Raw genomic sequence first — 25,354 nt, 5'->3', positions numbered from 1 at the left:
GCGCGGCCGTGGCAGGCTGAACTCCCGGGGCGCGCGGTCCTGTTCACGCGGCACGCGGCCGGCGACCTCGCACCCCGGGCGGCAGGCGGAAGTCGCCTCCGGCGTACGGGGCATTGAACATGCGGGGCGACGGCGGTCACAGCAGGAAGCCTCCGGGGAAGGGGTCGTCCGGGTCGAGGAAGTACTGGGCGGTGCCGGTGATCCAGGCTCGGCCGGTGATTGTGGGCACCACGGCGGGCAGCCCGCCCACGGTGGTCTCCTCGATCAGCCGGCCGGTGAACTCGGTGCCGATGAAGGACTCGTTGACGAAGTCGCGGTGCAGCGGCAGCAGCCCGCGGGCGTGCAGTTGCGCCATCCGCGCGGAGGTGCCGGTCCCGCAGGGGGAACGGTCGAACCAGCCCGGGTGAATGGCCATGGCATGCCGGGATCGATGCGCGTCCGAGCCGGGTGCCGCGAGATACACGTGCTTGACCCCGCCGATTTCCGGCTGCTCCGGGTGGACCGGCCGGTCGGTGGTGTTGATGGCCTCCATGATCGCCAGCCCGGCGGCCAGCAGATCGTCCTTGCGTGCCCGGTCGAAGGGCAGGCCCAGCGCGTCGAGTTCGACGAAGGCGTAGAAGTTGCCGCCGAAGGCGAGGTCGTAGGTCACTTTCCCGTACTCCGGCGCATCCACCGTGCGGTCCAGGCCGACGCAGAAGGCGGGCACATTGGTGAGGGTGACGGACTGTGCCGCGCCGTCCTCGATGTGGACGTCCACGGAGACCAGACCGGCCGGGGTGTCGAGGCGGACCCTGGTGACCGGCTCGGTCATGGGCACCATGCCGGTCTCCACCAGAACGGTGGCGACGCCGATGGTGCCGTGTCCGCACATCGGCAGCAGCCCGGAGACCTCGATATAGAGGACCCCGTAGTCGGCGTCGGGACGCGTGGGCGGCTGGAGGATCGCGCCGCTCATCGAGGCATGGCCGCGGGGTTCGTACATCAGAAGCGTGCGGATGTGGTCCAGGTGCTCGATGAAGTGGAGCCGCCGCTCGGCCATGGTGGCGCCCGGGATGACGCCGACGCCGCCGGTGATGACGCGGGTGGGCATGCCCTCTGTGTGCGAGTCGACGGCGTGGAAGACATTGCGGGTACGCATGCGTGGGCCCCAAGTGGTCAGTGGTGGCCGTCAGCGACGGCCTTCTCGGTGGCGGCGCGCACCGCGGCCTCGACGGCGCCGGTGAGCGGGAAACGTGGCGGTCGGACCGGCCCGCCGCGACGGCCGGCGATGTCCATGGACAGCTTGATGGACTGGACGAACTCGGCCTTGGAGTCCCAGCGCAGCAGTGAGTGCAGGGACTTGTAGAGGGGGAGCGCGATGTCGAGGTCGCCTGCGGCGGCGGCGTGGTAGAGCTCTGTGCAGGTGGCCGGGAAGGCGTTCGGGTAGCCGGCGATCCAGCCGACGGCTCCGGCTACGGCGAGTTCCAGCAGGACGTCGTCGGCGCCGGCCAACAGGTCGAGGTCTGGGGTGAGTTCGGCGATCTGGTAGGCGCGGCGGACATCGCCGCTGAACTCCTTCACGGCGACGATGCTGCCGTCGCCGTGCAGCCGGGCGAGCAGCTCGGGGGTGAGGTCGACCCTTGTGTCGTAGGGGTTGTTGTACGCGACGACCGGCAGTCCGGCCCGGGCGACCTCCGCGTAGTGGGCGCGTACAGCACGGTCGTCGGCGCGGTATGCGTTGGGCGGCAGCAGCAGGACCGAGCCTGCCCCGGCCTCGGCGGCCTGGTCGGCCCAGCGGCGGGCCCCGGTGCTGCCGTAGGCCGCGACACCGGGCATGACCCGGGCTCCGTCACCGGCGGCATCCACGGCGACGCGGACGACGCGGGCGCGCTCGTCGTCGGTGAGCGTCTGGTACTCGCCGAGGGAGCCGTTGGGTACGACGCCGTCGCAGCCGCTCGCGATGAGCCATGCGACATGCTCGGCGTACGCGTCGAAGTCGACGGAGAGGTCGTCGCGCAGCGGGAGGGCGGTGGCGACCATGATGCCGCGCCACGGGTGGGCGCTGCTCCAGGAGTGGGAGGTCATGAAGGATCCCCTTCGATGAGGTGTGACATTTTATTAAGAGTCCTGCGGGGCGTGCAAGGGTTCGCGGAGTTGGTTCAGTCGGTGGGGTCGAGTCCGCTCAGTACACCGAGGGGGACCGGAGTGGCGAGCGGTCGGCGTTCGGGGGATTCGGTTCCGCCGGCGAGGCAGGCCACGGCCTGGCCGCACATACGGCCCTGGCACCAGCCCATGCCCGCGCGCGTCATGAGTTTGACGCTGCGTGTGTCCCGGGCGCCGAGCTCGTCCACGGCCGTACGGATCCGGCCCGCGGTGACCTCCTCGCAGCGGCAGACCTCGGTGTCGTCGGTGAGCCAGCCGGGCCAACCCGGACCGGGAGCATGGGCGACGCCCATCGCGTCGGCGAAGGCGCGCATCCGGGCCCGGCGGCGGCGCAGCGTCGCGGTGACGGCCGGTGCTCCGCACAGCCGTGCCGCGATCGCCCGAGCCGCCAGTTCCCCCTCCGTCAACGCCAGTTGAGCGCCACCGATGCCGCCGGTCTCCCCCGCGGCCCAGATGCCGGGCACCGAGGTCTCCAGGTTCCTGTCCAGGGCGAGGGCGAAGGTGGCGTCCGGTGTCCGCAGGGCGGCGCAGCCCAGGCCGGTGGCGAGTTCGATCCGGGGCACGAGCCCGTGCCCCACGGCGAGGGCGTCGCAGGTGATCCGGCGGCCCGTGCCGGGCAGTGGCCGCCAGTCCCGGTCGAGCCGGGAGACGGTGACGGCTTCCACCCGGTCGGTACCGTGCACTTCGGTGACCGCGCTGCCGGTGCGCACCCGGACCCCGTGGCGCAGCAGGGCCGCGCCGTGGAACAGGGCCTCCTTGAGCTTGCCCGGGTTGGTGCCGAGGGCGCGTGGCCGGCGCGCGTATCCGAGGTAACGGGACGCCTCCACCACCTCCGGTACACGCGCCCCCGCGGCGGCCAGCGACGAGGCCACGGCGAGCAGCAGGGGGCCGCTTCCGGCCACGACGATCCGTCTGCCGGGCAGCACCAGCCCCTCCTTGAGCATGGCCTGTGCTCCGCCGGCGCCGACGACGCCGGGCAAGGTCCATCCGGGGAAGGGGAGTTGTCGCTCGTACGCCCCGGTGGCGAGCAGCACGGCCCGGGCGCGTACCCGCACGGGCCGCTCTCCGTCCCCGTCGTCCCCGGTCACGGCATGCACGTCCCACAGATCCTGCCCCTGGGCCACTGTCCAGACATGGTGCGCGGCGAGATGGTGGGCGCCGCAGTGTGCGAGCCGACGCCGCAGCCGGGTGAATGTTGCCCAGTCGTGGTGCAGCCTGTCGGGGCGTACGGCGCCGAGCGTGGGGTCGGGGTGCCGGTAGAACTGCCCGCCCGTCCGGGCCTGCGAGTCCAGCAGGGCGACACGCAGCCCCAGTTCGGCCGCGGTCACAGCGCCTGCGAGACCGGCGGCCCCTGCTCCGATCACCGCGAGGTCGTACCGATCAGCCATGGCCGTGCCCCTCCTGTGTGATGACGGCGTCCCCGGGCCTGGCCGGCACGAGACAGGCCCGCCGGTTGGGCCGCCCGTTGATGGTGGCCAGGCAGTCGAAGCACTGGCCGATCCCGCAGAACGCGCCGCGCGGACGGTTCCCGGTCCGGGTGGTTCGCCAGGCGAGGATGCCGGCGCCCCACAGGGCGGCGGCGACGGACTGACCGGCCAGGGCGGTCACGGGGTGCCCGTCCATGGTGATGTCGAACGACACCCGGGCCGTTGCGTGGACGAGTTCCGCGGGGGTGCGCATGCTGGTCCTTTCCTGCCGCGAAGCGTGTGCGGTCACCGCGGGTCTCCGAAGCGGTCCGGGGCGAAGGGGTGTGTATCCATGGGGAGTTCGCCGCCCGTCAGGACGGCCGTGACGAGCAGGCCCGTGGCCGGGGCCAGGCCGATGCCCGCGCCTTCGTGGCCGCAGGCGTGGAGGAGGCCCGGAACCCTGGGGTCGGGGCCGATGGCCGGGAGGTGGTCGGGCAGGTACGGGCGGAAGCCCGCGTAGGTGCGCATCGCGCGTACGCCCGCGAGCACCGGGAAGAGGCTGGTCGCCTGTGCGGCCAGGCGGTGCAGGGCGTCCACCGGGAGCGAACGGTCGAAGCCGACCCGTTCGCGGCTCGCTCCGATCAGGATCGGGCCCGCCGGGGTGCCCTCGACCACGGCCGAGGTCTGGAGCCCGGCCGAACCGCTGGCCACATCAGCCACATAGTCCGCCGCGTACACCTTGTGCCGCACCAGGCGCGGGACGGGCTCCGTGACGAGGACGAAGCCCCGCCGGGGCAGGACAGGGAGCGGAACGCCCGCCATGCCGGCCACCGAACTGCCCCAGGTGCCCGCCGCGTTGACGACATAGGGGGCGTGCAGTTCGCCGGAGGCGGTCCGCACGCCCCGAATCCCGCCCGAGGATCCTGTGAGGATCCCGGTGACCTCCTCACCGAGGCGCACACGGGCGCCGGAGGCGTGCAGCAGATGTGCCGCCGCGAGCGCGGGCTGGACCTGTGCGTCCTGCGGATAGTGGACCGCTCCCGCCAGTCCCGGCGCGAGGTGCGGCTCCAGTTCGTGCAGCGCGGCGCCAGGTACATCCACGGCTTCGACCCCGGCCGCCGACTGCGCCGCGGCGAACTCTCCCAGCGTGGTCAGCCGGTTCTCGTCGGCGGCCACGACGAGTCCGCCCTTGGCCTCGAACTCGACCTCCTGGGGGAGTACTTCGGCGAGCTCACGCCACAGCGCGGCGGACAGCAGCGCCAGTTCCAGTTCGGGGCCGGGCTCCTTGTCGGAGACGAGCAGATTGCCTTCACCCGCACCGGTCGTGCCACCCGCGACGGGGCCGCGGTCGATCACGGTGACGGCGAGGCCGGACCGGGCGGCGTAGTAGGCGCAGGCCGCGCCGATCACCCCGGCCCCGATGACGACGACGTCCGGGGATTTTCCTGTGGGCACAGGAGTAATATGTCACATGGCATTTTCTCTGCCAAGGTCCCGCAGAGGACCGGCCGGACGCCCGCCATGGAGGGAAGTCAGCCGTTGAGGAGCGCGCCCATCCAGGACTCGATCCCGTCGGGCGTCCGCGGCAGTGCGCCGGACATCAGCCGTGCACCCTCCTTGGTGATCACGAGGTTGTCCTCGATCCGTACTCCGATGCCGCGCAGTTCGGCCGGTAGCGTCTCGTCGTCCGGCTGGAAGTACAGGCCCGGCTCCACGGTGAGTACGTGGCCCTCTTCCAGTACACCGTCCAGATATGTGCCGGCGCGGGCCTGCGCGCAGTCGTGGACGTCGAGTCCCAGCATGTGGCCGCTGCTGCAGAGGGTGTAGCGCCGGTGCAGATCGCCCTCCGGGCTCTTCAGGACGCCCCACTCGGCCAGTCCTTCGGCGATCACCCGCATGCCCGCCCGGTGGAAGTCCCGGAAGCTCGCTCCGGGCCTGAGCGCGGCCATGCCCGCTTCCTGGGCGGCCAGCACCAGCTCGTAGACCTGCAGCTGGAGGAACGAGAAGCGCCCGGACAGCGGAAGGGTGCGGGTGATGTCGGCGGTGTAGAGGGAGTCGGTCTCCACGCCCGCATCGAGCAGCAGCAGCTTCCGCGGGTCCAGCGCGCCGTCGTTGCGAATCCAGTGAAGTACGCAGGCGTGCGCGCCGGATGCCGCGATGGTGTCGTAACCCGTGCCGTTTCCCTCGGCGCGGGCGCGCAGTCCGAAGACCCCCTCGATCCAGCGCTCGCCGCGCGGATGGGAGAGCGCTCGCGGCAGCGCCCTGACAACATCTTCGAAACCGGACGCGGTGTGGTCGACGGCCTGCTGGAGCTGGCCCACCTCCCAGGCGTCCTTGATCAGCCTCAATTCGCTCAGCACGGAGGCGAGTTCGGCGTCGTGTGACGCGTCGCGGCCGGGGGGCGGCTTTCGGTACGCGTCCAGGTGCTCGCAGCGGATACCGGTCATCCGCTGCGCCTCGCCGAGGTCGGGCCGTCGGCCGACCCAGAACTCGCCGTAGCGGCGGTCCCGGTAGAACTCCTCGCCGTCGTCGCGCGGGGAGCGGGGCCGGACGTACAGCACGGCTTCGTGGCCGCTCGGCCCCGACGGCTCCAGCACCAGTACATGCCCCGACTGGTCCTCGCCGGTCAGACCGGTCAGCCAGGCATACGCGCTGTGCGGGCGGAACCGGTAGTCGCAGTCGTTGGAACGGACCTTGAGCCCACCCGCGGGAATCAGCAGCCGCTCGCCCGGAAAGCGGGCGGACAGCCGGGCACGGCGGGAGGGGGTGAACCGGGCGGCGGGCAGAAGGAGTTCGCCGGACAGCGGGCCGGCGGCCCAGTCGTGGGTCATGAAGGTCTGGAACTCTGCGGAAGGCGTCAGGTCGTGGCTTCCGGTGCGGAGTGCCTGTTCGGTCATCGGATTCGTCTCCCTGGGACAAGGTTCCGGCGAACTGGTGTGTGCACAGGGGTTGTCAGTGCAATTTCACATTACTACGTTACGCATCACATGGCGGCATACGGGTCTCTTTCCTCAACTGCCGCCTGTGACACGGCACTTCATCCCCAAACCCCCCTCAGGAGACATCGGTGTCTCGATACAGAAATGCACCCAGACCCCTGCTGGCCGCGGTGATAACGGCCGCAGCGCTGCTGGCTCCCCTCGCACCGCTCGGCCAGGCATCGGCGGCGCCCGCGCAGCCGAAGCGGGCAGCCGCTCCCGCCGGGGCCGTCGAGCGCCACAGCCCGCAGGACGAGGTGGAACGCCTCGCCAGGGCACCCAGGTTCACGACCCGTACCGCGCCCGCGCCCGGCGGGCTGCCGCAGGGCCGTGTCCCCGGCGCCAGTGCGGCAGGCAGGGCCAGGACGGCAGCCGGCGCTCTCGCGGCGCCGTGCACACTGGACGGCATCACCCGTCTGAGCCCGGAGCAGTTCGCGGACTTCCTCGCCGATCCGGCCGTCACCGCCGACGGCTGTCTGCGTGACCTCATCTGGACCTGGGACGCCCGCCTCGCCCCCGTCATGTCCGATGCCCACGTCCAGGCCGTCTCCCGGCGCATCTCCACGCTCTCCCCGGCCCACGACGGGAAGAACGGCAGTCATCTGCTGGAGATGCTCACCTACCTCCACGCCGTGGTCTACCACGACTTCTCACGGGGCGAGATCGACGTCACCGACGCGCCCACCACCGAGGCCATGCGCCGTGCCATCAACGCCTTCGGGACAGCGGCTCGCTCCTTCACCGTGACACGCACCAACGCCGAAACCCTGCGCGAAGGTCTCTACGCGGGCAGCGGCCCCGGGCTGCGCCACTCCCAGCTCGGCCTGATCCAGAAGGTGCTGGCCACCATGGACCAGTACCACAGCACCACCTACAAGGACCCCGCCTGGGGCGGCGCCGCGCTCGCCGGGCTCTCCGTCAACTACCTGGGCATCTACCCCGGGAACAACGACACCTCCTTCCGCACGCTGGTCGCCCGGAACTCGACCTACCGCAACGCCTTCAAGAAGTTCGCCGGTCACACCCATCTCAAGGGCACGGCGAACGAGTGGGTGGTGCGGGACGCGCTTGGGGAGTACGGGCGCTTCGGCCAGGTCGAGGCACTGAGGACCGAGACCGTCTCCGGCCTGGGTGCGCTGGTGCCACTCACCACGCGCAACTTCGGCGAGGGCAGCCAGCCGTGGGCCAAGGTGGCCGGCTGGCTCAACTTCTACGAAGCGTGCAAGCCGTACGGGGTGTGCAAGGACGACATCGAGCGCCGCATCTTCCCGTACACCTACAGCTACGACAACGGCGCCATGAAGGTCCGCACCGGGCTGAACCGGGCCACCGTCGACCAGCTCTACTACGCGAGCAAGCAGGTCAAGGCGCAGTTCCACCGTGTGCTCGGCACCGCCGCGCCGCTGGCCGGTGACACCAACACCTCGCTGAACATCGTGCTCTACGCCTCGCGCGCCGACTACGAGACGTACCATCCGCTGCTCACCGGGATGGGTACCAACAACGGCGGCGTCTACATCGAGCGCGGCGCGACCTTCTACACCTACCAGCGGCGTGTTCCGCAGGACTCCTCGCTCACGCTCGAGGAACTCTTCCGTCACGAGTACACGCACTACCTCAACGGCCGCTGGGCGGTGCCCGGTTACTTCGGTGAGGGTCCGTGGTACCAGGACGACCGCACGACCGCGATGGACGAAGGCACGGCCGAGTTCTTCGACGGCGCCACCCGTGACGACGGCATCGCCGTGCGCAAGTCACTGGTGTGGGGCGTCATCGAGGACACGGCGGGCGGCGGACCGCGCATGACCGTACAGCAGTTGCTGCACGCCACCTACGACGGCGACGGCTTCCGCTTCTACGACTACGCGGGTACTTTTTTCGAGTTCCTGTGGACCGAGCGGCCGTCGCTGATCCGCGAGATGTACGGGTACCTGCGTGCCGACGACCCTGCCGGCTTCGACGCCTGGCGGAACCGGCTGGGCGGGGACGCGGCTCTGCAGCGCGCGTACGACGGCTTCCTGGACGCACGGATCGCCGAGGTCGACGAGCTCTTCGTGCCGAACACCACGTTCAGTCCGAACGACCGGCTGAGGGACTCGTCGGCCGAAGCCGTCCGCGCTTCGTTCGTCGGCGCCACCCAGCTCAGCCCCGCCTGCGTGACCGCACCGGATCCGGCGATGCACCGCTTCGTCTGCACCGGACGGATCACCGCGAACCTCACCGACTCCTCGAGCCCCGACCGGGTCTTCAAGGACATGTCCGAGACGGTCGACTACTTCATCCTGGACCGGACTCGCCCGGCGTCCACCAACCTGGCCGACATGAACTGCCACTTCGGCAAGGTCGACCTCTGGACGGACGGCCGCGCCGGCAGCGCCGACTACTCCTGCGACGGACCGCTGCGCAGCTGACGGAATGAGCCCCTGGGTCGTACGGCGGCACAACCGCCGTACGACCCAGGGAGAGGTCCGCTGTGCGCCCGGCGGGGGCGAGCAGCGGTGTCAGGCGTCCAGGGCCGCGGACACGACCGAACGTGCCTCCTCCTGCACCAGGGCCAGGTGTTCGGGTCCGAGGAAGGACTCGGCGTACACCTTGTAGACGTCTTCGGTGCCCGAAGGGCGTGCGGCGAACCAGGCGTTGGCCGTGGTCACCTTGACGCCTCCGATGGCAGCCCCGTTTCCCGGTGCGTGCGTGAGCACCGAGGTGATCGGTTCCCCGGCGAGGGAGTCGGCTGTCACCTGGTCGGCGGAGAGGCGGCTCAGCACCGCCTTCTCCTCCCGGGTCGCAGGAGCATCGACGCGGGCGTAGGCCGGCTCGCCGAACCGGGCGGTGAGCGCCGCGTAGTGCTCGCTCGGTGTCTGCCCCGTCACCGCCAGAATCTCGGACGCGAGCAGTGCCAGGAGGATGCCGTCCTTGTCGGTGGTCCACACCGAGCCGTCGCGGCGCAGGAAGGAGGCGCCGGCGGACTCCTCACCGCCGAAGCCGAGGGTGCCGTCGAGGAGTCCGTCCACGAACCACTTGAAACCGACGGGCACTTCGACCAGTTCGCGGCCGAGGTCGGAGGCCACCCGGTCGATCATGCCGGACGACACCAGCGTCTTGCCGATGCCGGCACCGGCCGGCCACTGCTCGCGGTGGCTGAAGAGATAGTCGATCGCGGTGGCGAGGTAATGATTGGGATTCATGAGCCCGGCGTCCGGCGTGACGATGCCGTGCCGGTCGGCGTCCGCGTCGTTGCCGGTGGTGATCTGGAAGCGGTCGCGGCGCTCGATCAGTGACGCCATCGCGTACGGGGAGGAGCAGTCCATCCGGATCCTGCCGTCCCAGTCCAGGGTCATGAACCGCCACGTCGGATCAGTGTGCGGATTGACCACAGTCAGGTCGAGACGGTGCTCCTCGGCGATGCGGCCCCAGTACGCGACCGACGCGCCGCCCAGGGGGTCGGCACCGATTCGCACGCCGGCGGCGCGCACGGCGTCCAGATCGAGTACCGACGGCAGGTCCCGCACGTAGGAGCCGAGAAAGTCGTACCGCCCGGTGGTCGAGGCGGCCAGCGCGCGGACGTAGGGCAGCCTGCGCACATCCTTCAGATCCCCCTCGATGATCTGGTTGGCGCGCTCCTGAATCCAGCCGGTTGCCTCGGAGCCGGCCGGCCCTCCGTGCGGCGGGTTGTATTTGAACCCCCCGTCCGACGGCGGGTTGTGCGAGGGAGTGACCACGACCCCGTCGGCGGCCGGCCCGGAGCCACGCCCGCGGTTGTGCGCAAGGATCGCGTGGGACACCGCCGGTGTGGGGGTGTAACCGTCCGCGGTATCGATGAGTACGGTCACTCCGTTGGCCGCGAAGACCTCGACCGCGGTCACCCGGGCCGGTTCCGACAGCGCATGGGTGTCCGCGCCGAGGAACAGTGGCCCGTCGGTGCCCTGACTGGCCCGGTACTCGACGATTGCCTGGCTCGTCGCGGCGATGTGATCCTCGTTGAACGCGGCAGCAAGGGACGACCCGCGGTGTCCCGACGTACCGAAGGCGACGCGCTGGGAGGGTTCTGCGGGATCGGGGTGCAAGGTGTAGTAGGCGGTCACCAGCCGGGCGACATCGATGAGATCCTCGGGCCGCGCCAGCTGTCCCGCGCGTTCGTTCGGCATCAGTCCACTCCTCCTTCGCGACCGGTGTCTCGGCCCCAGGCAATGATCGCGCCTCAGTGGCGTTTCGTGCGACTGCGCCTCGGACGGACATTCAGGCGGGGAATCCGCCGCGCGCGGGCTTCACAGGACGGGGCGGCACCGCTGACGGCTGATCGCCCCGTCCGCCATTCACCCACACCGTCAGGCTTGGGCTGCCGACCGGGTCAAAGACGCCGACCGCGTCCGATTCGCGTATTCGGGTGCACAGGCCCGGAAACTCGGCTCCTTCGAGCCACCGACCTCCTGCGCTCTCTTACGCGCCGACGGAGCTCATGCCCAGTACCGGGGCCGCGGGACGGCGGGCCTGCACGACACGGAACCGGCCGGTGATGAAGGAAGGGTCCGCGAGGGCGGTGTGAGCACCCGCCGGCGCGCCGGCCTCGCAGAAGTCGGCGTACACCGCCGACTGGTCCATGAAGACATTCCCGGCGAGGTTCTCCGACAGATGTACTCCGGCGTCGAGGGATGCCGCCTCGGCGGCCCCCAGGACCAGCGGGTCCGTCGAGTGGACCGAGGCGTACTGGCCGCCGTGTCCGCGCGCGGTGCGGCGGAAGATGTCCAGACTCTGGGAGGTCGATCGGGTGGCGATCACGAAGGAGACGGGCCCGGCCCATTCACGGGAGTACACCTGCTCGTCGTGGGCCTCCAGCCGGACGATCAGCGGGGTACGGATGTCCGCCGCCGGGTGGTCGGGGTGTGCGACCGGCAGGGATTCGTGCACCACGACCCCGCATCCGGCCGCATGCGCGAGAGAGCTGCGGATGCGGTCACTGCCGATCGCCCCGAGAATCCCTGCCGCGCGCCGCGGATCCGCCAGGAGCCGCTTCACGGCGCGGCCCAGATCAACGCTGAACCGTCCTATCGGCTTGTGTCCTTCGTCGGTGGTGATCCCGCTGGAAGGCACCAGGATGTTCTGCGGCGCGGTGCAGCTCTGGCCGCTGCACAGTGACAGGGACAGCGCGAGTTCGCGCAGCATTCTGCGGTAGTCGGCGGTGGAGTCCACCAGCACCGTGTTGGCCCCGATCGGTGTGGCGTATACGCCGGCTTGACGGGCGTTGCGCCGCAGCCAGTCGCCGAACCGGGCCGAGCCGGTGAAGTCGATGAGCCGGACCGCGGGGTCGGTGGCGAGCCGGGACGCCAGTTTCTCACCGGGCTTTTCCGCCACCAGTGTCACCACGTTGGGATCGTGCCCCGCCTTGGTCAGTACGTCCCTGGCGACCTGTACGGTCAGCGCGAGCGGCAGGACCGCCCGCGGGTGGGGTTTGACGATCACGGGATTCCCGGTCACCAGGCTTGCGAAGAGGCCCGGATAGCCGTTCCAGGTGGGGAAGTCCGGGCAGCCGATGAGCAACGAGACGCCGCGCGGGACGACAGTGCACGTGCCGTCCATCCGCACCGGGCCGCCCAACTTGCCGTGATGCTCCCAGGACAGGGCGGCCGGTCTGCGCACCGACTCGGTCAGCGCATGGGCCACGGCCTCGAGTCCCCGGTCCTGCGCCTGCGCACCGCCCGACCGGTGGGCCGTGGTGTACGCCTGCCCAGTGGTGTGGTGCAGCGCGTGCGCGATTTCATGGCTGCGGTCGTGGAGCCGGCAGAGCATCTCCACCGCGAGCCCGGCCCGGCGTCGCGGTCCCGCCGCACGCCAGCCCGCCATCGCCCGCACCGCCGCCTCCACCAACTCACTGGGCTCGGAACGGAGATAACGTACGCCCAGGCTGAGGCCGTACGGAGACGACTCGGTCCCCACCCGTTCACGGGCACCGGGCTGCCCCAGGCTGAAGTCCTTCCCGAGCATCGACCGGAACACCGCTCCCGCACTGTGCGCCGCCCCTCGGCGACGGTCGACGGCACCGACCGGCCCCTCGGTGAACGGAGCGAAACTCGCACCGCTCAACGCAGCCTGCACCGCCTGGTCCAGCAGGCTGGACTCGTTGAAGGAGCCGGCACGCATCAGAGGTCAGCCTTTCCGGGGATCCGTATGCTCCGCCGCCGCACGGGACGACCGGTCGCGCCAGCGCATGTACTCCGCTTCCGCGTCGCCCGTGTACGACCACGGCGCCCGGGTGGCGCGTCCCTTGAGCAGGTCGAAGACCCCAGCGGCCTCGACGAGAAGTCCGGCGTGCGCGAGACCGTGAGCGAGATGGTTGAGGTCGGCGACGTCCTGCGCCGCCCCGACCGGGGACCGGACCGCTATCCAGCGTTCCATGGTCTCCAGGAGGTCCCAGCGCTCCCCGGCCCAGAAGCCGACCATCGTGTGCGGCCTGGCCCCTTCGGCCTCGGTGCGGTGACGGAACTCCTCCGCGCGGGCGATCTGCGGCATGACCAGCAACGAAGAGCCGGCCGGTGCGTAGACCGCGCAGTCACGGGCGAAGGCGTAGGCCTGGCCGTGCGAGCCGTGCCAGCGCGCCGACATGTAGCGCAGAGCCTGATGGTGCCCCTCGCGGTGGTACCGGTCGCGGGCAAGCAGTTCGGGCCACCAGCGGTTCATCGAGTGGGTCCCGCTGCCGTACAGCCTGCCCAGCGTGATCAGCGACACCCAGGGATGGGGGTCCTCGGGGAAGGCCTCGGAGGCGTTGAGACAGATGTGGGCCGTGCGGTCCAGGCTCCCGGCGCTCGGCGGGGTTCCCATACGGGCGGCCGCGAAGAGCCGCATCACCTCGGTGTCCGCCCGCAGTACGACGGCGTCCGCGCTGTTCGGCTGGGCGGTCTGCCAGGCTTCCACGATCCGCTTGTCGGCGGCGGTGTGGGCGAGCAGCCGGATGCGGTGACTGCGGCGGTCCCAGTCCCTGTGGGGGCCGGTGGCCAGCAGGTCGTGTGCGCCTTCCCAGCGGCCCATGACCATGTCCTCGCACGCGGCGGACAGCGCTTTGTCGCCGAAGGTCTGGTCGTAGTGAGGTGCTGCGGAGCGTCTTCGGTTCCAGGCCGGGGCCATGGCAGGCGTCCTTTGATCAGAAGGCGGAACTGGAGTCAGAAGTCGGTGAGGAGCTCGTCCTGGCTCCGGGCCAGGCTGACGGCCTGTGTCTCGTCGGAGTCCGCGCCACCGAAGGAATCGTCCATGGCGCGTGCCTTTTCGGCGTCGAGACGCCCGGGCTCGAAGTACGGCCGCTGCCGGAGCCACGCGGCGAACATCGGGGCGAGTCCCAGGGCGAGCGTGCCGAACCCGATGACCAGCGCCGACGTACTCAGGGAGGCCACGGATTCGATCATGATCCACAGCATGAACAGCGCACCGGCCAGCGGCCAGAGTCCCATGAGCAAGAAGTTGGACGCGGAGGTGCGCAGCAGTTTGCGGTGGACGACGACGGCGCTCAGTCCGGCGAGGCTGTAGTAGAAGGTGACGTGCAGACCGACTCCGCTCACAGCGTCCGAGAGCAGCGACTCGCCGGGCTCGAGTCGGGCGGCCTCGACGATGGCGAGCGTGCTCGCGGCCACCGCGATGGTCGCGGTGGCCACCCACGGCGTATGCCGCTTGGCGTGGATACGGCCGAGGATGGGGAGGAGGGTCCTGTCCCGGCCCATCGCGAAGAGGGTGCGGCTGGCCTGGATGAGGGCGGTCTCCAGCATGGCGACGGTCGACAGCAGCAGCGCGAGCACCAGAAGCGTGCCGCCCACACCCGGCCAGACCTGCTGACCGAGTTCGATCAGAATGCCGTCCGGGGTGTTCGAAACGGCGGTCGGCGTCATGAGGACATTGACCGCGACGGCTATCAGCGCGAACAGCAGGAACGCCAGGACCACACCGATGACCCCGCCGAACCCCGAACCACGCGAGCCGCGCCGGGTCTCCTCACCCAGGTTGCTGGTCACGTCCCATCCCCAGTACGCGAAGGTCGCGATCAGCGCGCCCGTCACGAAGGATTCCTGTCCGTCGAAGTGGCTGAAGCCGAACCAGGACGGGGAGAACTCGGTCCCGCTCCCGTCGGACAGCAGCGCAGTCACCGCGAAGCCGATCAGCAGGAGCAGCTGTACGGCGGTGATGACGGCCAGCGCGCGTGCCCCGATCCGGGCTCCGTACGCAACCACTCCTGCCATCAGGAGGAACCAGCCCGAGCCGACGACCGCGGCCAGGACCGGGTCACCGACCAGGCTCGGCGCGACGAGTGACAGCGTCGCGTTGCCGGCGGGCACAGTGCTGGACGCCATGAAGACGACGCAGGCGACCACGAGCGACCAGCCGCAGAGGAACCCGAGGAACGGGTGCAGTGACCGGGCGACCCAGCTGTACGCGGCCCCGGCGTTGGGGTCCACACGGCCGAGTTGCCGGTAGGCCAGGGCGATGCCGATCACCGGTATCGCGCAGTAGAGCAGAGCGGCGGGGCTCGCCACCCCGACGGCGGCGATCAGCGCGGGAATCGTTCCGGCGACCGTGTACGCAGGACCACATCCCGCGACGGCCATGACCACCATGTCGTACGTGCTGAGGGCATCCGCCCGCAGACCGCCTCCGGTGCCGGATCTCATGCTCAACGGACGTGCCTTTCAAGAGAAACCACAACGGCGCAGCCGGGCGGTGCTCTCCCAGGGGACAGCAGGCCCGCCAGGGGCTGACGCAGAGGTCAGGGTGTGTCGTTTCAGCGACGCATGGGTCCACGGGCAGCCAAATATGCGGCTGACCGGCGTGGCCTCGGCAGATCCTGCCGAAGTGAATGTGGATTTGCAATAGTTCGAGCGGGGGAATATTCACATTCATGAGATGCGTCCGTACGCGGGCGTCCCTCGGCGTTCCCGGGCCGACGGGTACCGGGCCGGGCGCGACAGGAAGCGACTGGTCTCAGCGGTCATAATGAAGGAGTGCGGGCCGGCGGCCGCCCCATGTCGCCCCACCCGGCAGCACCCTGCTCGCGCGACGCCCCGAGGCAAGCTGGTGACGCGTATATGCCTGCACCCCGCCGTGAAGATGCTGCTCGGTCTCCGTTCCGAAGGGGCTATGGAGAAGCGGTATTCAGGCCCGAGCGGAGCGGTGAGGCCGAGCGCATTGACCTCGGCGGGCTCACCTATGACGCCACCACCATGGCCCGGCTGAGAGCGCTGGGAGTGGGCCCGGGCTGGCACTGCCTGGACGTGGGCGCGGGTACCGGCACAGTCGCGAGGCAGCTGCTCAGCCGGGCCGGGGTCGCTTCCGTGCTCGCGGTCGACCGCGACGTGCGCTTCCTCGCGGCGTCCCCCACTGCCGGGCTCCGGGTACTGGAGGCCGACATCAGCGCGCCGGACTTCGACCCGGGCCGCTTCCGCCTGGTCCACGCGCGGTTCGTTCTCATGCATCTCCCCTCCTACCGGCGCATGATCACCAAGCTCTCCGAGCTGGTGGCCCCGGGCGGTGTGCTGGTTCTCGGCGACGCCGTCGACCTGACGACGGCAGGGGCCCCCAGTTCTCCGTACACCGAGGTCATGCGAGCGATGTGGCACGGGCTGCGAAACACCATCGGCACCGATGTCTCCTGGGTGCCGCGGTATCCACAACTGCTGTGCGACGCCGGTCTCACCTCCGTCGCGGCGGAGATCCATGTTCCTCCGCTGCTGCCCGGCAGCCCCATCAGCCGCTTCTGGGCGGAGACTTGGGACCGGGCGAGGGCGTCCATCGTGGACACCGGGCAGGTCGACGAAGAGACGATCGACGCGGCCATCCGTTCTCTGGACTCGCCGGAATGCGCCGCACTCTCACCCGGGCTGATCACCGCTTGGGGATGGAAGCCCGAGGAGGCCTTTCCATGACGAACGCACCTGTCCGCTCGCGGCTCGAGGGCGTGTGGGAGCTCCACACCAGCAGCGAGTTCACCACGCTCGACGTCGACGCGACGATGGAGACCATGACGGACACACCAGCGGTGCTCCATGTGCCCACTGCCATGGGTGCCCGGGGCAGGGAGCCCGTACGTGACTTCTATCGTCGCTGGTTCGTCGGCCGCAATCCACGGGACTTCACGCTGGAGACCCTGACGCGGACCGTCGGCGACGACCGAATCGTCGACGAGATGCTGGTCTCGTTCACCCATGACATCGAAGTCCCCTGGATCCTTCCCGGCGTGGCCGCGACGGGAAGGGCGATAAGCATTGCGGTCATCGCGGTCGTGTCGTTCGACGGCGTCCTGATCGCGAGCGAGCACATCTACTGGGACCAGGCATCGGTCCTGGGGCAGGCGGGGCTCATTGAGCCCTCCACCATGGCGCGGCTGCCGGTGGTGATCGACCAGCGCGCCACGCTGGCCGACGGACCGCTCAACGAACTGACGGGCACCGGCCGGCGTCCCCTGCCGAGGTGACACCGGTCGGGCCACGGTCGTCATTCCCGCCGGGTCGGCGATCCCGGACAGGACCGAACGGACGACACGAATCCCACCATCGGCCCCGTCGTCCCGGGAACCGGGTGGCACTTGCGCGAATGTGAACGCGAGGAGGCTGGCCCGTCGGCTGCGCGGCCCGCGGGGCCGGCCCGCTGATGTTCCACCTGACTCCCACCGGCTTTGGGGGGATTGGTCGGCATATATCCCGTTGGGCGGGTGTTCGTCATGGCATCATCCCCGCAGGCCCGGGAGACCTGTTGCCCGTGCCGGCGTCGTCGCACTGCAAGGGGAACGAGGTCGCGGATGCTCGCGTCGGTGCGTACGGATCGGATTTCGGGCAGATTCCGCATTCGCATGCGCATCGGTAGTTTCAGCGGGCGATCGTCGGCGACCCGTAGGGGAACCGACAATCATCTGCGAATGGAGGAGGCTCTCCGTGGAAGAGAACTGGCGTCATGAGGCGGCATGTCTCGACGAAGACCCTGACCTGTTCTTCCCGGTCGGCAACACCGGACCGGCCCTGCTTCAGGTCGCCGAGGCCAAGTCCGTCTGCCGGCGGTGCCCGGTTCAGGAGCGATGCCTGGAGTGGGCCCTGGAGTGCGGCCAGGACTCCGGTGTGTGGGGTGGACTCGGCGAGGACGAGCGGCGGGCACTCAAGCGCCGGACGGCTCGGCGGCGGTCCCAGGCGCGGAGCGCCGGGTAGCCGTGGTGGCGGAGATGCCGGGAGGGCCCGCACCGAAGGGGTGACCTGCTCCCTGGGGTGGGACGGCTGAACCCGGCCGTGCCCGATGTGCGGGATCCTTGACCGCAGGTCGGGCCTCCATGATGCTGTTGTTGCGGCACATGAGGTGCGTGCCGTAATAAGCAACGCGTGCCCCAGGATTCGTATCAGCCGAGGAGTGGCCATGACTCACCAGGTCCGTGCTGTTGTCGCGCGGGGGAAGGGCGCCCCCGTCAGCCTGGAAACGATCATCGTCCCTGACCCCGGCCCGGGTGAGGCGCTGGTCAACGTCGAGGCCTGCGGGGTCTGCCACACCGATCTGCACTACCGCGAGGGCGGCATCAACGACGACTTCCCCTTCCTGCTCGGCCATGAGGCGGCGGGCCGGGTCGAAGCGGTCGGCGAGGGCGTCACCGACGTCGAACCCGGCGACTTCGTCATCCTGAACTGGCGTGCGGTCTGCGGCCAGTGCCGCGCCTGTCTGCGGGGGCGGCCCTGGTACTGCTTCAACACCCTTAACGCCAAGCAGAAGATGACCCTCGCCGACGGCACCGAACTGTCCCCGGCCCTGGGCATCGGCGCCTTCGCCGAGAAGACGCTGGTGGCCGCCGGGCAGTGCACAAAGGTCGACGAGCGGGTGTCGGCCGCGGTCGCCGGGCTCCTGGGCTGCGGCGTGATGGCGGGCATCGGCGCCGCGATCAACACCGGCGGCGTCGGGCTCGGCGATTCCGTCGCGGTCATCGGCTGCGGCGGCGTGGGCAACGCGGCGATCGCCGGGGCCCGGCTGGCGGGCGCGGCGAAGATCATCGCGGTGGACATCGACGAGCGGAAGCTGGCCACCGCGAAGAAGATCGGCGCCACGGACACCGTCAACTCCAAGGAGACCGACCCGGTGGAGGCGGTGCGCGAACTGACCGGCGGCTTCGGCGCGGACGTCGTCATCGAGGCCGTCGGCCGCCCGGAGACGTACAAACAGGCCTTCCACGCCCGCGACCTGGCCGGGACTGTCGTCCTGGTGGGGGTGCCGACACCGGAGATGAAGCTGGAGCTGCCGCTGCTGGACGTCTTCGGCCGCGGCGGTGCGCTCAAGTCGTCCTGGTACGGGGACTGCCTGCCCAGCCGCGACTTCCCGATGCTGATCGACCTCCATCTGCAGGGGCGCCTGGATCTGGGGGCGTTCGTGACCGAGACCATCGCGCTGGACGATGTCGAGAAGGCCTTCGAGCGGATGCGTCATGGGGACGTGCTGCGCTCGGTGGTGGTGCTGTGATGTCCGCGGGCATCGACCGACTGGTCACCTCGGGCACGTTCTCCCTGGACGGTGGCACCTGGGACGTCGACAACAATGTGTGGATCGTCGGCGACGAAGAGGAAGCCGTCGTCATCGACGCCGCGCACGACGCGGATGCCATCGTGGCCGCGCTCGGGGGGCGCGCGCTTCGCGCGATCGTCTGCACGCACGCCCACAACGACCACATCGACGCCGCCCCCGTGCTCGCCGAGCGGACCGGCGCTCCGATCCTGCTGCACCAGGACGACCTGCCGCTGTGGAAGCAGACCCATCCCGACCGGCTGCCCGACGGTGGACTGGCCGACGGCCGGACCGTCACGGTGGCGGGTGTCGATCTGACGGTGCTGCACACCCCCGGCCACGCCCCCGGAGCGGTCTGTCTGTACGCGCCGTCTCTGAACGCCCTTTTCAGCGGGGACACGCTCTTCGCGGGCGGGCCGGGGGCGACGGGGCGGTCGTACAGCCACTTCGGCACCATCATCGCGTCGATCCGGGACCGGCTGCTGGCACTGCCGGAGGACACCGTCGTGTACACCGGCCACGGGGACACGACCACCATCGCCGCGGAAGCACCGCATCTGCAGGAGTGGATCGACCGCGGTCACTGACCCGCCGAGGGGCCATCTCGCGGCGGCCTCCGGTCAGCACTCGATGACGTTGACCGCGAGGCCGCCGCGCGAGGTCTCCTTGTACTTCACCTTCACGTGTTCGGCTGACTTGATCAGGCCTTTGACCTGTGGGTTTACCGTCAGCGACGTGATCCAGGGGGTCGCTGGGGACTTCTCAGGGACCTTCTGCTGTTGATCTTGCGTAAGCCAGGCGTCCATGGCCGTGAGCCCGCTTGCCTGCCCCGGGCATGAAGTGAGCGTAGTGGTCGAGTGATCTTCGGTGAGGAGTGGCCAAGCCACTCCGAGAGGCTCACGATGCACTCGCCGACCTCCAGCTGAACGCTCGCATACGTGTGTCGGAGGACGTGGAACATGTCCTCACGCGACAGCTCAAAGATGGGGTTCCTGCGGGTGCGGCCGCCGTCCTGCTGGACCTTCTCGCCCACCGCCTAGATGACGCCGGCAGCTACCAGCGCCGGCTTTCAACTCCGCTCATTCCATGTCCGGTAATTGATCCGGTTGCCCTGCGAGCTGCTCAGGACGAGCCGGACCGCGATCGGCTTTCGCTGCCGAGCTTCGAGTGCGGTCGTCGGTGTGTCGGGGTTGCGCCAGGGAAGCGTGCACTCCACCGACGGGAAGCGCCGGAAATGCTCACGGGCGCGGAGCGCGAGGGTGGGGGAGAGAGGTACATCCCTAGTCTTGCCTCCCTTGGGCAAGCAGAAGTACGGCCGCCCCTTCGAGTCCCACCGTAGTTGCCGCCGCACGCGGACGACCTCGGCTTCAAGGTCGAAGTCGTCCTCGTCGAGGCCGAACGCTTCCCCTTGGCGCAGGCCGAGTCCAAGACCGAGGTTCACGGCGAATCGGTAGCGCTCCTGCAGTACAGTCCGGGCCGAATCCACGGTCCCGCGCTGCCACGCCTTCGCCTTCTTCTGTGTCCGCTTCGGAGGCTTGACCGTGCGGTGGACTTGCACGGGTTCTTGAGTAGGCGCTTGTCGTCTACAGCAGCGTTGAAGATCGTCGTGAGATGAATCCAGATCACCTCGGCCGTCGACTCCTCCACCCGGGACAGCAGCTCGGCTTTGCATGTACGCAGTGCCGACGCGTCGACGTCCCGCAGTGCGACCTCTCCCAAGAGCGGGAAGGTGGACGCGCTGCCGCCGAGGCCTTGGGCGCGGCCTTCACCTGGACCACATTCCACCGCGACGCGCCAGATCAGGATCCAAAGGGCGAGTGAAGCCGTGGGCGCGTCAGGACTGGTGCACGGGGCGCGTCATGGAGGCGAAGACAGGCGAGTCAGGGAACGGCTGCTGATCGCCGACCTTTCGATAACCCCAAGCCTCGTACACCGCTTGGACAGCGCCTTGACCGGCTGTGGGGTTGACGAGCAGAGTCACGCGTTCTTCTGGGCGCCGAGACAACCACGCCTCGTGAATCTGCCAGGCCACGCCTCGTCCCCGCCACGGCCTGCGTACAACGATCTCGTTGAGTGCCACGGTGCGCTTACCGTTTTCGTCTGTGTAGCCCTGGGGCAGCTCGGTGGTCACGGCCTGCCACCAACGCGTGTCGGGAGCCAGAGGGACCCCGAAGCAGAATCCGACGGCTTCACCGTCTTCGTATCCGACTACGCCGGCCCAGCCGGGGCGGGAGGCGTAACTGCTCAGGCGCTCGTTGAATCGATCGACTTCGTAGAACGGTCCGATCAGTCCGAAATCGTGATGACGTACCTCCACGTGAATGTCGAGGAGCGTCTGCCGAATTTCGGGCAGTTGCTCGGCTGTGTAGTGCCTGATCTCGACGGTCACGGGTGGCCTCCCTGTCTGCTGGCGTACTGATCTGTCCACTCGATGGTGAAGCGCGCACGTGGCGCGGTCGTGGACAACTCGCGCGTAAAGGTGTCCAACAGCCGACCAGTGCGTCCCGTCAGTGAATCACCGCTGCTGGCAGGCAGTACAGAGGCGGCCGTCAGACATGCCTGTTCCACGTCGTCCTGCCGGAGCTACGCGAGGGCGAGGTGGGCGCTGTAGTAAATGCGGTTGCGGGTGTACTCGGGACGCAGCCGAGACAGGGTGCGGTGCAAGTACGCCTCGGATTTGTCGTGCTCGCCGATGCGAGCCATGACAAGGGCTCCTAGACCGTCAAGCTCTGAGCGATCGTAGAAGCCCATCCACGCTGGTCTTGGGGCGGAATGGTCGGCTCGGTCGAAGGCATCGGTGGCGTGTTCGAGGGTTCTGAGTGCAGCGAGCTGTTCTCCGATTCCTGCCTGGATGCCCGCGAGACGCGCACTGGCGAGGGAGCGATACAGGGGATCTCGGCGGCACGCAGTTGAGGCGCGTCCTGCAAGAGCTGCGGCAAGAGCGTGCTGGTGGTGTTGCTGCTGAGTAGCCAGGACTGCGGCGTGACCCCATAGGCGGAGAGTTACCTCCGGGTGCCCGGAAAGGCCAGCTAGCGTCATGGCCCTGTCGAGATGGCGCTGCGCTCGCTCGGGTTGGTGAGCATCGACGGTGGACCATAGGGCGGTGCCCGTGAAGGCTGCGGCTAGGTAGTAGAGGCGGGCTCGGACGCGCTGCGTGGCCTGGCCCACTGACTGAAGCTCCATCGCGTGGTGGGCGAAGGCAAGGGCACGGGTTTCCAGGCTGATGGTGCCGCCGTACTGGTTGTCGGCGGCGACGAGCTGGGCGAATGCCGTCTCGAGGCGATCTGCATCAGCCATGCCGACCCGTGGAGCGGCCGTAGCTGGAGCGGGGGGCAGGACAGCTGCGGCAGCGAGGGCCGCCGCGGTGCTGGCGAAGGTGCGTCGCCGCACGGGATCCTCCGGTGGTGCTGGCTGGGCGTGGTCCGTTGAGCCGGATGCGGTGGGCGCGAACCCTAACTCTTCGGCTGGGCAGCCGAATTCTTCTTCGAGCGCGCGACGTTGTCTTGCTCGCGTGAACGGGTTTTTCCGGTCAGCCAGTTACGGACTTGCCGGTCGGAGACGGTGCCGAGACGGCCGGTGAACTCTTCGATCCGTCGGTTGAGGGCGTCAGCCAGTTCTTGCTGCTGCAGTCCGGCAGCTGCCATACGGGCCGCGAGTAACACGTTCCCCGTCATGCGACCACGGTAGCTCTGCTGGTGACAGCGAAGTAGGTAAAAGTTTCCGGTTGTTGGAGTGCTGGTTGGGGCTGGAATTTCCTGGGCTGCGTGGGGCATGGGCGGTTGGCTACTCACAGGCCCCACGTGGCCCTCTCTTGGCGCAAGTCGTGCGACCGGAAGGGATTGAAATGACGACGACCCACTCTGACCAGCGGGCGACGCACCGATGCCGCCTCACCTGATGACAACGCCGAGCAAGCCGCGCGGACAGGTGCTCGGCTGGGTGATTCCAACCGAACCACCAGAACCCGGTGCCGGGGGAGGCGATCCGCAATGACGACGCGCTCCACCCAACGCCTTGCGGAGCTGTACGCGGGTAGTGCGACGGACTCTCTGCCCACCGTTCTCGACGTCCTGTCTTTGACCATCGAACGCACATACCCACCAGAGGGTGCAGACGTGGCGGCGTCCGCCGGCGTCTGGGTAGGACGCCTCCGCCGGATCGGCGCCGCGAAGCTCAACCAGTGGGGCCTTTCGGTCCTGGTCGACAACGCACAGCTGCTGATCAGCGAACTCGTTACCAACGCCCTGATGCACGGTACTGGGCAACACATCGTGTTCCGCTTCATCGTCGGCACAGATGTGGTCGTGCTGGAAGTGGACGACGGCTCGCCCGGTCGGCCGGAGATCCGAGAGGCGGGACCTGACGAAGAGAGCGGCCGCGGCATGCTCCTCGTCGCCGCCATCGCGGCCTCCTGGGGCGTAAGCGAGGACGAGGCGAGGACTTGGTGCACCCTTACGACGCCCACCGCGGCGAGGAGGAGGGGCCGATGACCGCCCCCGTGATCGAGGCTTCAGTGGCCGCCGATCCGAGCCCCTCGCCTGTCAGAGCGTTCTCGGACGACGTCGGAACCCACACCCGGGTGCTGGCCAGGCTCAGGGAGTACGCCCTCCAGGACTCAGCAGAACTCCCCGTGCTGGAGGCCGTCTTCGACGATCTGGAATCCGTGCTCGGCGAGCAGGCCGACCTTACGGCAAGAGACATCAAGGAGCTGACTCCTCGTCTGCACAGCGCGTTTCGCCGGATCGTCGGGATGGCAGTGCGGTCCAACGGGGGAGTGGCCCCTGACGCGATCGAGCGCACTCGCGCCCTCTTGGTCGAGCGGTCCCCCGAGGACTTCTTATCCGCCCGCGCTTACCTCCGGCGGCTGGCCATAGCCGTTGAAGACCTGCTCGACCAGTTACTGGAGGACATGCCGTGAACGCCCGCGTCGCTCATCGCAGAAAGCGCGAACTCCCGCAGCTGACCATCACACTGGTGCCCGCTGCCGAAGCGTACGACTACGAGTTCGTGGCCTCCCGTCTTCACGACCACTGCCTTCTGCATAGCAGCGTCGCTGTCCGCGTCTTCCGTGCTCCGCTCCTGGCAGTGCCTGTCGGCGGCTGCCGACGCGGCGGCCGCATAGGCGCCGGACCGGTGACCGTCGCTCTGGCGATCCGCGACGCACTCCAGGGCCGTCCCGGGTTCTCCGATTTGCGTGTCCGTTCGGCTTCGTCCTCGGGCTCGCATCACTGGGTCGTTGAGTGGGGTGACCGTGCCTCGGACTGGCCGCTCTGCAGCCCTGAACGGGTTCGCTTCTACGGATACTCCGACGGTTTCGTAGCCGAGCCCGCCAGCCGCTTGACGCCTCCTCGCCACGGTCCGGCAGCCACCTGCTGCTGCGCCAATCTCCCTCTCCACCGGTTCGCGCTGGACCCCCGAGACGAACTGGTGGAGAGGGGCCGTCGATGAGGAATCGGATGTGCCAGCACCAGGCCCTCTGTCCGCCAGCAGATGCCACCGACTGTGAGGCCGCTCGTGCAGCAGCTAATCAACCCGCCCAGGGCTGGACGCTGTCCAACGGCGTGCTGATCTTCGAAGACACTGGCGAGTTACTGGCGGACGGCCGGATCATCGAGCCGCACCGCCCGCTCTCGAACGTGCGGGGGCTGCGACATGACCCTTCCATGCCTTGGTCTGCAGTCGTCCCGCACATCACCGACCGCCGCGGCGAAGAGCCAGACTCCGCCGCCATGCTCGGCTTTCGCCCCGGAGGTGGAGGGCTGTGCTATCTGGACCAGGGCCCGCCCCTGGTTCCTTGCCCGCAGCTCGTGCGCGAGTTGCGCGGCGTCACTGCCATCGACCTCGAACGGGAGATCGCGGCTGCCCGCCTCTAGACGGCCGCCTCGGTGAATCGGTGTATACGAGCCTGATTCACCGGGGCGCGCAAGAACCCCGACCCGGGGACAGGCGGCTCTGCACGTTCCCACGTGAGGGGCATGGCACCTCGGGCCGGTGGCCGGGAATCACCTCTGCGGCGTAGTGGTCTTCATACGCTCCGCACGTAGGTACCCGGCAGCATCACCATCCGCAATTCGATTCCGAAACACGGGAGTTCGCATGAGTCCCCAGATCACGCACACCACGCAGGTGAAGCCCCAGGGCTCGGGCACGACGTCGGACGGCTTCGACCTGGACGTCACTCTGGTCGAGGTCTCCGACTCCGCCGGTCTGATCAGCCTGACGGACGACGGCTGCGGCGAGACCTGCGGCGCCTGCACCACCAACGTGGCCTGACCTGAGGCGTACGTCACCCCAGGCCGGGTGGGTGTGGACGACAACCGCGGCACGCGC

At 69.1% G+C, this 25,354-nt stretch carries 25 protein-coding genes and 1 pseudogene; 12 read left to right on the top strand and 14 right to left on the bottom strand.

What is annotated here, in order from left to right:
- Positions 1-136: 136 nt before the first annotated feature.
- The 6 genes from ACWDZ6_RS24670 to ACWDZ6_RS24645 form a co-directional block, all read right to left on the bottom strand.
- Positions 137-1,138, bottom strand: a complete 1,002-nt coding sequence (locus tag ACWDZ6_RS24670; protein WP_451504545.1) for a proline racemase family protein — start codon at positions 1,136-1,138, stop codon at positions 137-139.
- Between the two features lie 17 nt (positions 1,139-1,155).
- On the bottom strand, positions 1,156-2,064 hold the full coding sequence (locus ACWDZ6_RS24665) for a dihydrodipicolinate synthase family protein (RefSeq protein WP_451504544.1): 909 nt from the start codon (positions 2,062-2,064) through the stop codon (positions 1,156-1,158).
- Between the two features lie 74 nt (positions 2,065-2,138).
- Positions 2,139-3,530 (bottom strand): FAD-dependent oxidoreductase, encoded by a 1,392-nt coding sequence (locus tag ACWDZ6_RS24660; protein ID WP_451504543.1) that lies wholly within the window; start codon positions 3,528-3,530, stop codon positions 2,139-2,141.
- Complete coding sequence (locus ACWDZ6_RS24655; protein WP_451504542.1) at positions 3,523-3,822, bottom strand: (2Fe-2S)-binding protein; 300 nt, start codon at positions 3,820-3,822, stop codon at positions 3,523-3,525. The genes ACWDZ6_RS24660 and ACWDZ6_RS24655 overlap by 8 nt, the downstream gene beginning before the upstream one ends.
- Positions 3,823-3,854: 32 nt before the next feature.
- Positions 3,855-5,003: an NAD(P)/FAD-dependent oxidoreductase gene (locus ACWDZ6_RS24650; protein WP_451504541.1), complete on the bottom strand. Its 1,149-nt coding sequence runs from the start codon at positions 5,001-5,003 to the stop codon at positions 3,855-3,857.
- 77 nt (positions 5,004-5,080) lie between these two features.
- Positions 5,081-6,445: an aminopeptidase P family protein gene (locus ACWDZ6_RS24645; protein WP_451504540.1), complete on the bottom strand. Its 1,365-nt coding sequence runs from the start codon at positions 6,443-6,445 to the stop codon at positions 5,081-5,083.
- A 170-nt stretch (positions 6,446-6,615) separates the two neighbouring features.
- On the opposite strand from ACWDZ6_RS24645, the gene ACWDZ6_RS24640 reads away from it, so the two are divergent.
- Positions 6,616-8,937 carry a collagenase gene (locus ACWDZ6_RS24640; RefSeq protein ID WP_451504539.1) on the top strand — a complete coding sequence of 774 codons (2,322 nt, stop codon included), beginning with the start codon at positions 6,616-6,618 and terminating at the stop codon, positions 8,935-8,937.
- A gap of 90 nt (positions 8,938-9,027) precedes the next feature.
- On the opposite strand, the gene pgm is transcribed toward ACWDZ6_RS24640, so the two are convergent.
- The 4 genes from pgm to ACWDZ6_RS24620 form a co-directional block, all read right to left on the bottom strand.
- Positions 9,028-10,671, bottom strand: coding sequence for a phosphoglucomutase (alpha-D-glucose-1,6-bisphosphate-dependent) (gene pgm, locus ACWDZ6_RS24635; protein ID WP_451504538.1), 1,644 nt, complete (start codon positions 10,669-10,671; stop codon positions 9,028-9,030).
- A 292-nt stretch (positions 10,672-10,963) separates the two neighbouring features.
- A complete protein-coding gene (gene paaN / locus ACWDZ6_RS24630) occupies positions 10,964-12,661 on the bottom strand; it encodes a phenylacetic acid degradation protein PaaN (protein ID WP_366734904.1) in 1,698 nt (565 codons plus the stop codon).
- A 6-nt stretch (positions 12,662-12,667) separates the two neighbouring features.
- Complete coding sequence (locus ACWDZ6_RS24625) at positions 12,668-13,642, bottom strand: hypothetical protein (RefSeq protein ID WP_451504537.1); 975 nt, start codon at positions 13,640-13,642, stop codon at positions 12,668-12,670.
- Between the two features lie 35 nt (positions 13,643-13,677).
- Positions 13,678-15,171 (bottom strand): APC family permease, encoded by a 1,494-nt coding sequence (locus ACWDZ6_RS24620; protein ID WP_451504536.1) that lies wholly within the window; start codon positions 15,169-15,171, stop codon positions 13,678-13,680.
- 414 nt (positions 15,172-15,585) lie between these two features.
- Here ACWDZ6_RS24620 and ACWDZ6_RS24615 point away from each other — a divergent pair, with 414 nt between their 5' ends.
- From ACWDZ6_RS24615 to ACWDZ6_RS24595, 5 genes are all read left to right on the top strand, one after another.
- The gene (locus ACWDZ6_RS24615) at positions 15,586-16,422 is read left to right on the top strand and encodes a class I SAM-dependent methyltransferase (protein WP_451504535.1); all 837 of its coding nucleotides are present in this window, start codon (positions 15,586-15,588) and stop codon (positions 16,420-16,422) included.
- The gene (locus ACWDZ6_RS24610; RefSeq protein WP_451504534.1) at positions 16,419-16,970 is read left to right on the top strand and encodes a nuclear transport factor 2 family protein; all 552 of its coding nucleotides are present in this window, start codon (positions 16,419-16,421) and stop codon (positions 16,968-16,970) included. Before ACWDZ6_RS24615 ends, ACWDZ6_RS24610 begins: the two co-directional genes overlap by 4 nt.
- A gap of 457 nt (positions 16,971-17,427) precedes the next feature.
- A complete protein-coding gene (locus ACWDZ6_RS24605) occupies positions 17,428-17,694 on the top strand; it encodes a WhiB family transcriptional regulator (RefSeq protein ID WP_389188210.1) in 267 nt (88 codons plus the stop codon).
- 202 nt (positions 17,695-17,896) lie between these two features.
- Positions 17,897-18,982, top strand: a complete 1,086-nt coding sequence (locus tag ACWDZ6_RS24600) for an S-(hydroxymethyl)mycothiol dehydrogenase (RefSeq protein ID WP_366734909.1) — start codon at positions 17,897-17,899, stop codon at positions 18,980-18,982.
- Positions 18,982-19,611: an MBL fold metallo-hydrolase gene (locus ACWDZ6_RS24595; RefSeq protein ID WP_451504533.1), complete on the top strand. Its 630-nt coding sequence runs from the start codon at positions 18,982-18,984 to the stop codon at positions 19,609-19,611. The genes ACWDZ6_RS24600 and ACWDZ6_RS24595 overlap by 1 nt, the downstream gene beginning before the upstream one ends.
- Before the next feature lie 33 nt (positions 19,612-19,644).
- Here the strand turns inward: ACWDZ6_RS24595 and ACWDZ6_RS24590 are convergent, their stop codons facing one another.
- From ACWDZ6_RS24590 to ACWDZ6_RS24580, 3 genes are all read right to left on the bottom strand, one after another.
- The gene (locus ACWDZ6_RS24590; protein ID WP_451504532.1) at positions 19,645-19,830 is read right to left on the bottom strand and encodes a hypothetical protein; all 186 of its coding nucleotides are present in this window, start codon (positions 19,828-19,830) and stop codon (positions 19,645-19,647) included.
- Between the two features lie 263 nt (positions 19,831-20,093).
- Positions 20,094-20,582 (bottom strand): hypothetical protein, encoded by a 489-nt coding sequence (locus ACWDZ6_RS24585; RefSeq protein ID WP_451504531.1) that lies wholly within the window; start codon positions 20,580-20,582, stop codon positions 20,094-20,096.
- 276 nt (positions 20,583-20,858) lie between these two features.
- Entirely contained in the window at positions 20,859-21,413 is a 555-nt protein-coding gene (locus tag ACWDZ6_RS24580) for an N-acetyltransferase family protein (RefSeq protein WP_451504530.1), read from the bottom strand.
- A gap of 800 nt (positions 21,414-22,213) precedes the next feature.
- Between ACWDZ6_RS24580 and ACWDZ6_RS24575 the strand changes: the two genes are divergently transcribed.
- Positions 22,214-22,453: a hypothetical protein gene (locus tag ACWDZ6_RS24575; RefSeq protein ID WP_451504529.1), complete on the top strand. Its 240-nt coding sequence runs from the start codon at positions 22,214-22,216 to the stop codon at positions 22,451-22,453.
- Between the two features lie 23 nt (positions 22,454-22,476).
- On the opposite strand, the gene ACWDZ6_RS24570 is transcribed toward ACWDZ6_RS24575, so the two are convergent.
- Positions 22,477-22,698 (bottom strand): hypothetical protein, encoded by a 222-nt coding sequence (locus ACWDZ6_RS24570; RefSeq protein WP_451504528.1) that lies wholly within the window; start codon positions 22,696-22,698, stop codon positions 22,477-22,479.
- Between the two features lie 315 nt (positions 22,699-23,013).
- Here ACWDZ6_RS24570 and ACWDZ6_RS24565 point away from each other — a divergent pair, with 315 nt between their 5' ends.
- The 5 genes and pseudogenes from ACWDZ6_RS24565 (at position 23,014) to ACWDZ6_RS24545 (ending at position 25,297) form a co-directional block, all read left to right on the top strand.
- Positions 23,014-23,514, top strand: coding sequence for an ATP-binding protein (locus ACWDZ6_RS24565; protein WP_451504527.1), 501 nt, complete (start codon positions 23,014-23,016; stop codon positions 23,512-23,514).
- Positions 23,511-23,942: a DUF6415 family natural product biosynthesis protein gene (locus ACWDZ6_RS24560; protein WP_451504526.1), complete on the top strand. Its 432-nt coding sequence runs from the start codon at positions 23,511-23,513 to the stop codon at positions 23,940-23,942. The genes ACWDZ6_RS24565 and ACWDZ6_RS24560 overlap by 4 nt, the downstream gene beginning before the upstream one ends.
- Positions 23,939-24,472, top strand: a complete 534-nt coding sequence (locus tag ACWDZ6_RS24555) for a DUF6302 family protein (RefSeq protein ID WP_451504525.1) — start codon at positions 23,939-23,941, stop codon at positions 24,470-24,472. Before ACWDZ6_RS24560 ends, ACWDZ6_RS24555 begins: the two co-directional genes overlap by 4 nt.
- A gap of 8 nt (positions 24,473-24,480) precedes the next feature.
- A pseudogene (locus ACWDZ6_RS24550) lies at positions 24,481-24,657 on the top strand (DUF5999 family protein); the annotation flags it as partial.
- Positions 24,658-25,120: 463 nt separating this feature from the next.
- Complete coding sequence (locus ACWDZ6_RS24545; RefSeq protein WP_405889494.1) at positions 25,121-25,297, top strand: FxLD family lanthipeptide; 177 nt, start codon at positions 25,121-25,123, stop codon at positions 25,295-25,297.
- The last annotated feature ends 57 nt before the right edge of the window (positions 25,298-25,354 follow it).

It is taken from the genome of Streptomyces sp. NPDC002926 (genome assembly GCF_053591755.1).
Note: the sequence above shows the minus strand (reverse complement) of the source record. Positions and strands in the feature narration are given on the sequence as shown.

Coding starts and splice junctions, on each gene's coding strand:
- ACWDZ6_RS24620 (WP_451504536.1), bottom strand. CDS start 15,171: ATGAGATCCGGCACCGGAGGCGGTCTGCGGGCGGATGCCCTCAGCACG.
- ACWDZ6_RS24625 (WP_451504537.1), bottom strand. CDS start 13,642: ATGGCCCCGGCCTGGAACCGAAGACGCTCCGCAGCACCTCACTACGAC.
- ACWDZ6_RS24545 (WP_405889494.1), top strand. CDS start 25,121: ATGAGTCCCCAGATCACGCACACCACGCAGGTGAAGCCCCAGGGCTCG.
- ACWDZ6_RS24595 (WP_451504533.1), top strand. CDS start 18,982: ATGTCCGCGGGCATCGACCGACTGGTCACCTCGGGCACGTTCTCCCTG.
- ACWDZ6_RS24600 (WP_366734909.1), top strand. CDS start 17,897: ATGACTCACCAGGTCCGTGCTGTTGTCGCGCGGGGGAAGGGCGCCCCC.
- ACWDZ6_RS24565 (WP_451504527.1), top strand. CDS start 23,014: ATGACGACGCGCTCCACCCAACGCCTTGCGGAGCTGTACGCGGGTAGT.
- ACWDZ6_RS24665 (WP_451504544.1), bottom strand. CDS start 2,064: ATGACCTCCCACTCCTGGAGCAGCGCCCACCCGTGGCGCGGCATCATG.
- ACWDZ6_RS24570 (WP_451504528.1), bottom strand. CDS start 22,698: ATGACGGGGAACGTGTTACTCGCGGCCCGTATGGCAGCTGCCGGACTG.
- ACWDZ6_RS24645 (WP_451504540.1), bottom strand. CDS start 6,445: ATGACCGAACAGGCACTCCGCACCGGAAGCCACGACCTGACGCCTTCC.
- paaN (WP_366734904.1), bottom strand. CDS start 12,661: ATGCGTGCCGGCTCCTTCAACGAGTCCAGCCTGCTGGACCAGGCGGTG.
- pgm (WP_451504538.1), bottom strand. CDS start 10,671: ATGCCGAACGAACGCGCGGGACAGCTGGCGCGGCCCGAGGATCTCATC.
- ACWDZ6_RS24655 (WP_451504542.1), bottom strand. CDS start 3,822: ATGCGCACCCCCGCGGAACTCGTCCACGCAACGGCCCGGGTGTCGTTC.
- ACWDZ6_RS24560 (WP_451504526.1), top strand. CDS start 23,511: ATGACCGCCCCCGTGATCGAGGCTTCAGTGGCCGCCGATCCGAGCCCC.
- ACWDZ6_RS24670 (WP_451504545.1), bottom strand. CDS start 1,138: ATGCGTACCCGCAATGTCTTCCACGCCGTCGACTCGCACACAGAGGGC.
- ACWDZ6_RS24660 (WP_451504543.1), bottom strand. CDS start 3,530: ATGGCTGATCGGTACGACCTCGCGGTGATCGGAGCAGGGGCCGCCGGT.
- ACWDZ6_RS24590 (WP_451504532.1), bottom strand. CDS start 19,830: ATGGACGCCTGGCTTACGCAAGATCAACAGCAGAAGGTCCCTGAGAAG.
- ACWDZ6_RS24610 (WP_451504534.1), top strand. CDS start 16,419: ATGACGAACGCACCTGTCCGCTCGCGGCTCGAGGGCGTGTGGGAGCTC.
- ACWDZ6_RS24615 (WP_451504535.1), top strand. CDS start 15,586: ATGCCTGCACCCCGCCGTGAAGATGCTGCTCGGTCTCCGTTCCGAAGG.